The organism is Oscillospiraceae bacterium (genome assembly GCA_035353335.1).
Taxonomy (GTDB): Bacteria; Bacillota; Clostridia; order Oscillospirales; family JAKOTC01; genus DAOPZJ01.
In genome coordinates, this window is record DAOPZJ010000076.1 from 1 (window position 1) to 9,234 (window position 9,234).

The 9,234-nt window shown below is 50.7% G+C and carries 6 protein-coding genes; 2 read left to right on the top strand and 4 right to left on the bottom strand.

Annotation, left to right across the window (positions count from 1 at the left end):
* A partial coding sequence (locus PKH29_11760; GenBank protein ID HNX15513.1) for an amidohydrolase family protein occupies positions 1-361 on the top strand: 361 nt, incomplete at its 5' end.
* A 63-nt stretch (positions 362-424) separates the two neighbouring features.
* On the opposite strand, the gene PKH29_11765 is transcribed toward PKH29_11760, so the two are convergent.
* From PKH29_11765 to PKH29_11775, 3 genes are all read right to left on the bottom strand, one after another.
* Positions 425-2,233, bottom strand: coding sequence for a hypothetical protein (locus PKH29_11765; protein ID HNX15514.1), 1,809 nt, complete (start codon positions 2,231-2,233; stop codon positions 425-427).
* The gene (locus tag PKH29_11770; GenBank protein HNX15515.1) at positions 2,233-3,099 is read right to left on the bottom strand and encodes a hypothetical protein; all 867 of its coding nucleotides are present in this window, start codon (positions 3,097-3,099) and stop codon (positions 2,233-2,235) included. The genes PKH29_11765 and PKH29_11770 overlap by 1 nt, the downstream gene beginning before the upstream one ends.
* Before the next feature lie 219 nt (positions 3,100-3,318).
* Positions 3,319-3,804: a ferritin family protein gene (locus PKH29_11775; GenBank protein HNX15516.1), complete on the bottom strand. Its 486-nt coding sequence runs from the start codon at positions 3,802-3,804 to the stop codon at positions 3,319-3,321.
* 317 nt (positions 3,805-4,121) lie between these two features.
* On the opposite strand from PKH29_11775, the gene PKH29_11780 reads away from it, so the two are divergent.
* Positions 4,122-6,329 carry a Tex family protein gene (locus PKH29_11780; protein ID HNX15517.1) on the top strand — a complete coding sequence of 736 codons (2,208 nt, stop codon included), beginning with the start codon at positions 4,122-4,124 and terminating at the stop codon, positions 6,327-6,329.
* A gap of 155 nt (positions 6,330-6,484) precedes the next feature.
* On the opposite strand, the gene htpG is transcribed toward PKH29_11780, so the two are convergent.
* A complete protein-coding gene (htpG, locus tag PKH29_11785; GenBank protein ID HNX15518.1) occupies positions 6,485-8,368 on the bottom strand; it encodes a molecular chaperone HtpG in 1,884 nt (627 codons plus the stop codon).
* Positions 8,369-9,234: the final 866 nt, after the last annotated feature.

Sequence of the window (9,234 nt, forward strand, 5' to 3'; positions counted from 1 at the left end):
TGAGCGAAACACCTATATTTTTCAGCCCCGAAAGCTGGAAATCGATGAGATTGACGTGTTAGTCAATCATCAAAAGAACTGCACGATCATTCTTTCCAGTTTGCGGATCGGGGAATGCACCGAGCTGAAAGAAAGCATCAAAAAACTGCGAAACGTCTATATGGACACCGCGGGGCTCAAAGACGGCCTCTTTACGGTCGAACGGGCGATCGCGCTGGTCGGAGCCGACAAGCTGCTCTTTGCCTCCATGGCCCCGATCAACTGCGTAAACAGCACCCTGCTGTTAGTTCAAAGGGACGCGCTTGCTGAAGGCGACAAGGAGAAGATCCTCAGTAAAAATGCCCGTAAGATTTACGGATAAATATCGCAGGGCCGGAGAGAGGGTTTCCTCTCCGGCTTTTTTTATGCCTTGAAAGGCCTGTTTTTACGCCTTGAAAGGCCTGCGGAAAAGCTCTCCGTGCTGGCTGAACCAGAGATTGCCCGCCTCGTCAAAGACGGCGGAGTGCACTTCCATGCCGTGCGGGTCCTTTTCGGGGCCGAAGATGGCAACGGGCAGAAGCGCTTTCTCAAGGATCTCTCCTTTTTCAATATCGACAACGTAAAGATACCGCTGAGTAAAGACCAGCGCCTCATTCCCGCAGGGGGCATCCCCACGAGGGAGGGCAAACGTGCATTTGGTTTCGACGGGGATCCGCGCAAGCTCTTTGAAGCTGTTCTTATCGTAAATGCCGATCGCGGTGCGGAAGCCGACGATCAGCTTGTCCCCGACGACCGCCGTCGTAAACGGTTCGGGGATCAGCCCTTTTTCAAAGACCGTCTGCCGCTCGATTAGCCCGTCGGTGTTTACCGCGCAAAGCACCATCTGTTTGTCCTTCTGTTCGGGCAGACCGTTGCCGGCCGGAACCGTCGTCAGATACATCAGCCGTTCATCACAGGCCAGTCCGCCGAAGGCAAGACCCGGGATGAGGTCTTTATAGACCTTTGCCTCACAGGTCGTCGGGTCAATGCGGGTCATTCCGCCGCCGTAAAACCCATAAGGGGCCATCCATGCCGTCCAGAAGGCGCCGTCCGGTCCCTTGACGCTCTTTCCGCTGGGCCTGATAAAAATTTCGGGCCCGGCGGTGAAAACCGTCCTTGGGTTTACATTCTCGATCTGATTCCAGGGCTGAGCGGGGTCATAGACAATATGGTCCCCGCCCGAATAGGCGGCCATGAAGAGCTTGCCTTTGATGGGCACGATGCTGTAGACCTCGCCGCCGCGGTCGCAGACCATATCGGAATTCCAATCGGCACCGGTTTCGGGGTCATAAGAAAAAATGGTCTGCCCCAAAGCGCTAGCGCCCCAGAGCTTATGATCGTGCCGGGTCAGTTCCAAAATGGCGGTGGAAGGGGTCTCAACACGGAGTTTCATATATTCCGGTTTCTCCGCGCCCGGGCGGAGGACAAAATACTGCTGCCCGCGGGTGCCGTAAACCGTACCGTCCTCTTCCCGGACGCAGATCCGGCAGGAATCGTTCAAACGGCTGTCGGGCTGAAATTCTTTGCCCGAGAGGTCTTTTTCTATTTTTTTGTTGGTTTTGAGGTCATAATATTCCCGTTTCCCATGCTTGTCGACCGCGATAAAATCGGGATAGACCTCCCGGATATAAGCGTCGGAATCCAACGTGCTCCAGCTTTCGGACTTTATATCCCAAACCCGTATCTCCTTGTGATCATAACCGATGCTGACGTAAATGCGGCCGTACGGGTCGCCGTATACCATCCTCGAATAGAGGTTCTGTTCGTTTTCGCTCGCGCGCGAAAGATCCGCGAGTGTATGCGCTTCGGGGTCATATCGCAAAAGCCGGCATCCCGGCCAGGTGCCGCCGTAGACCATGCCGTCGCTGCCGGCCGCCAGATTCCAGATATAGAGTTCCCCCGGAACAGACAGGGACTTCGCCCAGCTGCGGGTTTTGAGGTCCAGACAGTGCAGATACCCTTTTTGGGCGCAGGTGCCGACCAAAATCTTTTCGTCATTCAGATTGAAGAGCGCCCATGCGCCCTCGTCGCCCGGCATCTCCAGCAGCTCTCCGGCTTCGGCGTTTTCGGGGTCCGCGATGATCAAAATCCCCGTTCTTCCGGCGGCCAGACTGTTCATCACCAACTTCTTGCGCCCGTCGAGCGGGTCTTTGAACGCGATCATGCTCATAAAACAAAAGTTTTTGCAGGGCTCCGCGATTTTCTGAAACTCCATTAAAAATAATCCCTTTCCAAATCGTTATCGGCGGGCAGACTTTTGATCATCCGGAAAATATCGTCCGCGTCATAGACAAAACCGAACATCATGGCGGTCATCCAGAGGGCGGTTTCTTTGTGCTCCTCAAAACGGACGGATTCTTTGCGCTCCACGGCCGTCACCGCCTGACGGACGGCCGAACACTGAAAGCCCCGGCGGCCCATATCCGCCATACCGGCGGGGGAATACTGCAGACAGTAATTGATGGCAAAACCGGTATATATCAGGTGGTTGACGCCGTCTGCCGCGGCGACCGCAAAAAGCTCTCCTGCGTTTTTCACGACGGGTTCCGCACCGAGCGGCCTGACCGAGGGGATAAAGCCGATACGACCAAAGCCCCTGTCCACATCCGCTTTGTTGCGGCGGCCCGGGAAAGAATAATCCGCTTTAAAAGCGTCCCGTTCCCGCAGGGTCCGGTCGGCGGGGATCCGCGGGAGAGCCGGAGCCGGCTGACCGGCAAGGTCCTCTGCCCGTTTGGTTCCGGGGAGGCCGGCATAATATGTCCCGTCCGCGACGGTGTCCGCGACCGTGTCGCTGACGACGTGATAAATCTTAAATCCGTGCGCTCTCGCGGCCGCCAGCAGGTCTTTTAAAACACCGTCGGCAATCTGACGGGCGCGGGGGATGTATTCGACCGCGCGGTGCCAGCCGGGGAACTCTTCACGGGTTCCCGCATCCCAGGCATGCATCACGACAAGAGCCGTTTTGTCCGTATCGACGGGCAGGGCGGCTTTTTTCCACCCGCCGTATCCCTCGCCGGGATACTCAAGGGTAAAATCGGCGTCAAACTGCTGATAATACGACGCCGTAACCATCGTCACCATTCGGCTTCCCCCTTCCCATGGTGCACATTTTAGCATGGTGTGCTGCTTTTTACAATAAAATTTCAATATATAAAAGCCCCTATTAATTAAAAAGCCCGTAAACCGCATGGTTACGAGCTTTTTTGTGATCACATGTGCGCTAATGAATAATGTGTGTTAAAAAACTTGAAATCTGTTAAAGGCATTGCTTTGAAAGGAATGCGCATGCGATCAAACCCGTCAATACTCTTCGCGGTTACCGAATTCGGCGTTTTCAACCCAGTCCTTGGGTCTTCTGAGCAAAGTGATCAATTCATTAAAAAGGGCAAAGTGATCCTGTTCCTGTTTGACCAAGAACTTCATCAGCTGCTTGACTTGCTTATCCTTAGCTTCGATCAGCATCTTCTGATACAGATCGATGCTTTTTTGCTCCATATCAAGCGCGACCGCATATACCTCCAATTGACCCGGCACAACTTCCGCCTCCCGCTTGTAATCGTCTTTGCCCGAAAACAAGTCGGTCTGTTCGGCATTTAGGATGTCATCACTGATTGAAGAATCTGAAGAAATATCTTTTTTTCTCAACAAATCAGCATGCTTTTTTTCGGTCTCGGCCAACAAAAGAAACGCGCGCTGCAATGAGGTCCCTTTGTTAAGCGCTGCTTGTTTTAAATAGTACTGCTCTCCGTCAGTTTCCATTTGAATGGCAAAGGTCAGCGTACTCATAAACATTCTCCTCCTCGTTCTTCACGAATTCATTCAAAAAGATCATATCGGCTTTAGATCATTATACGGATAATGGTTGCAGTTTGCAATAGGCGAAGAATTCTCCGCTTATTTCGCGGTGAAAGATCTTAAAGGGATTCAGCGTTATATAAATGATGGGGTTCTGCTCTTTCTTTATTTCTTTTCCTCAGAGGCAGACCATGACATATCTTTTCTGTGCGGTTCATTCAGCTTATCCGACAACTGCAATATAATTCAAAAACACTCACTTGAGAAATGCAGCCCCTTGCTTCTTGCAAACCGGGGACAAACATGGTATGCTGTCATCAAAAAGAAGGAATCAAGAGGTAACAATCGTGGAACAATATCTCGCTTTATCAACGGAATTCAAGCTCAGACCGGAGCATGTTAAAAATATCATCGCCCTGATCGACGACGGAAACACCATCCCGTTTATCGCGCGCTACCGCAAGGAGATGACCGGCTCCTGCGATGATCAGGTGCTGCGCGAACTCGCCGACCGCCTGCAGTATCTGCGCGCGTTCGAAGAACGCAGGCAAAAAATCAAAGAGAGCATCACCGAGCAGGGCAAAATGACTGAAGAGCTGGCGGCGGAAATCGAAAAAGCCGCGACGATGTCGGTGCTCGAAGACCTTTATCGCCCTTATAAGCAAAAACGCCGCACCCGCGCGACCATCGCGAAAGAAAAAGGGCTGGAACCACTGGCGGAACTCATCCTGAAACAGGATAACGGCGGCGATTTATCCGTCGCTTTGCCGTTTATCAATCCGGAGCTTTCCGTCAATACCGCCGAAGAGGCCGTCGAGGGCGCGAAGGACATCATCGCCGAACTCATTTCCGACGACCCGAAACTGCGCGGGCAGCTCCGCGATCTGATCAAAAGAAGCGGCGTGATCACCTCCCGCGCGGAAAAGACCGAAGAGAATCAGGGCTCGGTCTACGAGATGTACGCCGCATACTCCGAACCGGTCAGCAAGATACCGAGTCACCGGATCTTAGCCATCAACCGCGGCGAGCGGGAAAAGTTTTTGAAGGTGGACGTCGAAATTGCCGACGGCTTGGCGTTATCGCCGATCTGCACGGCTTACGTAAAAGGAACCTCACTGTTGTCCGAATGGGTGCGGCAGGCGGCCGAAGACGCCTGGGACCGCTTGATCAAGCCGTCCGTGGACCGTGAAATCCGCGCCGAACTGACCGACACCGCCAATCAGCAGGCGATCTCGATGTTCGCGCTGAACCTGAAACCGCTGCTGCTTTCCCCTCCGATCAAGGGGAAAACCGTATTGGGCTTCGACCCCGCCTACCGCACCGGCTGCAAAATCGCCGTCGTCGACCCGACGGGAAAAGTGCTCGACACGACCGTGGTCTATCCCACCCCGCCGCACAACAAAACAGAGGAAGCCAAACGGGAGCTTAAATACCTCATTAAAAAGCACAACGTCGAAGTCATCGCGATCGGAAACGGCACGGCCTCCAAAGAATCCGAAATCTTTATCGCCTCGCTGATTAAAGAAGCGGACACGCCGTTATCCTATATGGTCGTCAACGAGGCGGGCGCCTCGGTCTATTCCGCCTCCAAACTGGGCGCCGCCGAATTCCCCGAATTTGACGTCTCGCTCAGAAGCGCCGTCTCCATCGCCCGCCGGCTGCAGGACCCGCTCGCCGAGCTTGTCAAGATCGATCCCAAATCCATCGGGGTAGGGCAGTACCAGCATGATATGCCAGCCGCCCGGCTGGACAGCGAGCTCACGGGCGTGGTCGAGGACTGCGTCAACAGCGTCGGCGTCGATCTGAACACCGCTTCCGCCTCACTGCTCACCTATGTCTCCGGTCTCGGCGCCGCCGTCGCCTCCAATGTGGTGGCGTACCGGGATGAAAACGGCCCCTTCGCTTCCCGCCCGGCGCTGAAAAAGGTGCCGAAGCTCGGCCCGAAAGCTTACGAGCAGGCCGCGGGATTTCTGCGCATACCGGGCGCCAAAAACGTCCTTGACAATACATCGGTTCATCCGGAATCCTACGATGCCGCCAAAATGATGTTGGACCGGTTCGGGATGACGGTCTCCGATCTCACCTCCGAAAAAATTCAAACGCTCCCTTCTATGATCAGGGAAACGGGAGAATCGAAAGTGGCGCAGGCGGTCGGCGTCGGCGTCCCGACCCTGCGCGACATCCTCGCCGAATTGATGAAGCCGGGCCGCGATATCCGCGACGAGCTGCCGCCTCCGCTGCTCAGAAGCGATATTTTGAGCATGGAAGACCTTGTCCCCGGCATGGAGCTGACGGGAACGGTCAGAAACGTCATCGACTTCGGGGTCTTTGTCGATATCGGCGTCCATCAGGACGGTCTGGTCCACATCTCCGAGCTGACCGACCGTTATATCAGGCACCCGTCGGAGGTGGTCAAGGTGGGCGATATCGTGAAAGTTTACGTCCTCTCGGCGGATCCGGTAAAGAAGCGGATATCCCTGTCCATGAAAAAGCGCCCGGTGCCGAACAGCAAATAACCGAACAAATCCGACAAATTCACACCCAATCAAAAAGCCCGTAACCTTTCGGTTCGCGGGCCTTTTTTCGTGGGCTGCAATTTGGCCCAAAGGGCAGGAGTTTGAAAATTATCTCCGTGTTGGACAGCCCTGCTTTTTATTTGCGGAAGAAATAACTATTCAGTCATTAAATCGCAAATTGAATTAGAAAAAGATACCGGGTCTTCAATAGGCATACCCTCAATTAACAGAGCCTGCGTGTATAAAATGCCGCTGTAGGTTTTCAATTTTTCTTTGTCTGTTTCAAAGAGCGCGCAGAGCGTTTTAAAGATGGGGTGATTGGCGTTGATCTCCAAAACTCTCGCGGCTTTCATTTTGTTGTCGGTCGGCATCGCGTTTAAGACTTTTTCCATTTCAAGAGAAAGGGGGCCTTCGCTTGATAAACAGACAGGATGGGATTTAAGCCTCTGAGATAAACGCACTTCATGAACTTTTCCTTCAAGCGAATCTTTCATATAGCCAAACAGATCCTTGTGTTCCTCTGCCTGTTTTTCATTGATCTTTTTCTCTTCATCGGTTTCAAGCTCCAAATCGCCGCTTGAAACGGACTTAAACTGTTTTCCGTCATAATCCGTCAGCATTCGCACCGCAAATTCATCGACATCGTCTGTCATATAAAGAAGCTCATAACCTTTGTCTTTCACAAGCTCCGTTTGCGGCAGCTTTTCTATTTTATCCGTACTTTCACCACAGGCATAATAAATATATTTTTGCCCTTCCTTCATGCGGCCGATATATTCGGAGACGGTGACAAGCTTTTTCTCGCTCGATGAATAAAACATGACGAGATCTTTCAGCATCTCCCGATTTACGCCGTAGCCGTTGTAAAGGCCGTACTTGATCTGAAGCCCGAAGTTCCTGAAAAACTCGTCATATTTTTCCCGTTCGTCCCTGAGCAGCCCGAGAAGTTCATTCTTGATCTTTTTTTCGATGGTTGATGCGATAAGCTTCAGCTGACGATCATGCTGAAGCATTTCCCTTGAAATATTAAGCGATAAATCCTGGGAGTCAACAAGCCCCTTGACAAAGCTGAAATGGTCGGGCAAAAGATCCGCGCATTTATTCATGATTAAAACGCCGCTTGCGTATAACTGCAGCCCTTTTTCGTATTCCTTTGTGTAAAAATTAAAGGGGGCCTTGGCGGGAATGAACAAAAGCGCGTTGTACGTTGCGGTTCCTTCGGTTTTGCTGTGTATATGCATGAGAGGATTTTCATAATCGTAATATTTTTCTTTATAGAAGCTGTTGTAATCTTCATCTGTCAGCTCATTTTTATTTTTACGCCAGATAGGCACCATGCTGTTGAGTGTTTCAATCTCGAAACGGCTTTCATACTCGTCCTCGGTGCCCTCCTTAAGGGCTCTTTTTTCTGTGTTCATTTGAATCGGATAACGGATATAGTCGGAATATTTCACGACGACAGACTTGATTCTGTACTCTTCCAGAAATTCGTCATAATTTTCTTCTTCGGTGTTTTCTTTTATTTTGAGTATGATCTCCGTGCCGACGCCGTCCTTTTCACAGCTTGCAACGGTATAGCCTTCGGAACCGGATGATTCCCATTTATAAGCTTCTTCGCTGCCGTAAGCTTTGCTTATGACAGTAACCTTTTCGCTCACCATAAAAGCGGAATAAAAACCCACGCCGAATTGACCGATGATATCGATATCTTCTTTTGCTTCATTTTCCTTTTTAAACGTAAGAGAACCGCTTCTCGCGATTGTGCCCAGATTTGATTCGAGATCCTCTTTTGTCATACCGCATCCGTTATCGGCTATTGTCAGCGTTCTTTTTTCTTTATCGACAGAAAGGAAAATATGAAAATCGGTTCGATTCATGCCGACGTTCTGATCCGTCAGGGAAATATAATATAATTTGTCGATCGCATCGCTTGCGTTTGAAATAAGCTCTCTTAAGAAAATTTCCTTGTGCGTATAAATTGAATGAATCATTAAATCCAAAATGCGTTTTGACTCTGTTTTAAACTGTTTTGCAGCCATGTGATTAACACCTCTGTAAATTTATTTTTAGCGCTCGGCATATCGAAGTGCTAATGATACAATAACTTATTTTCCTCAAAAAATCAAGTATTTCATAAAAGAATTTAATGTTTATCAGGCAAAGCATCCGGTCCGTTAGCGGTATCCTCAGCGTCAAAGTCATCATCGCCTTTCATGTCTCAAACCTTTCATGATGCTTTTCAAACTGCTTTTTTATAAAAACAAAAAGTCCCGTACTGCCGAATCATGGCTTGGCACAGGGCTTTTTTGCGGGCTGCAATTTGGCGCAAAGGGCAGGAGTTTGAAAGGTTCAGTCCCGTCCCCGTCCCCGCCGCGCGGATTTTCCCCTGCCACGCGGATTCCGCACCGGATTATCCCCGTTGGCCCAACGGCCAAAAAACAAAAAGCGGGGATGAACCCCACTTTTTATTTTTGGTTGCGGAGACAGGATTTGAACCTGTGACCTTCGGGTTATGAGAGTGAAATATGACCTTTTATAGCTATTTATAAACTCTGAATATCCGCATTAAATAGCCATAAAATAATGAATGGAATTTATATCCTTTTGTCGCTTATTATGAGTTTATATGAAAATCTGCGACAAATAAGCGACAAATAAGCGACAGAAAACAAAAGAAAAAGGAAGTAAAAAACTACCCCCCGCCTCGCGCGTATGTCCAGTGTAATTGTACTGCCACCATCGGTACCAAGGCAGTATACAATAACTTTCCAATCGGGGGGAGGGTACCCCTTCCAAAAAAATCATGCGAGACCGCTCGGCTCTTTTGTGGTTGCCCATCGGTCTGAAGGGTTTACCCCTGATGGCAAAACATAGGGGCGTACTGCTCCGATGATCGTTTGATTGT

Coding starts and splice junctions, on each gene's coding strand:
- PKH29_11765 (HNX15514.1), bottom strand. CDS start 2,233: ATGGAGTTTCAGAAAATCGCGGAGCCCTGCAAAAACTTTTGTTTTATG.
- PKH29_11770 (HNX15515.1), bottom strand. CDS start 3,099: ATGGTGACGATGGTTACGGCGTCGTATTATCAGCAGTTTGACGCCGAT.
- PKH29_11775 (HNX15516.1), bottom strand. CDS start 3,804: ATGAGTACGCTGACCTTTGCCATTCAAATGGAAACTGACGGAGAGCAG.
- PKH29_11780 (HNX15517.1), top strand. CDS start 4,122: ATGCTGTCATCAAAAAGAAGGAATCAAGAGGTAACAATCGTGGAACAA.
- htpG (HNX15518.1), bottom strand. CDS start 8,368: ATGGCTGCAAAACAGTTTAAAACAGAGTCAAAACGCATTTTGGATTTA.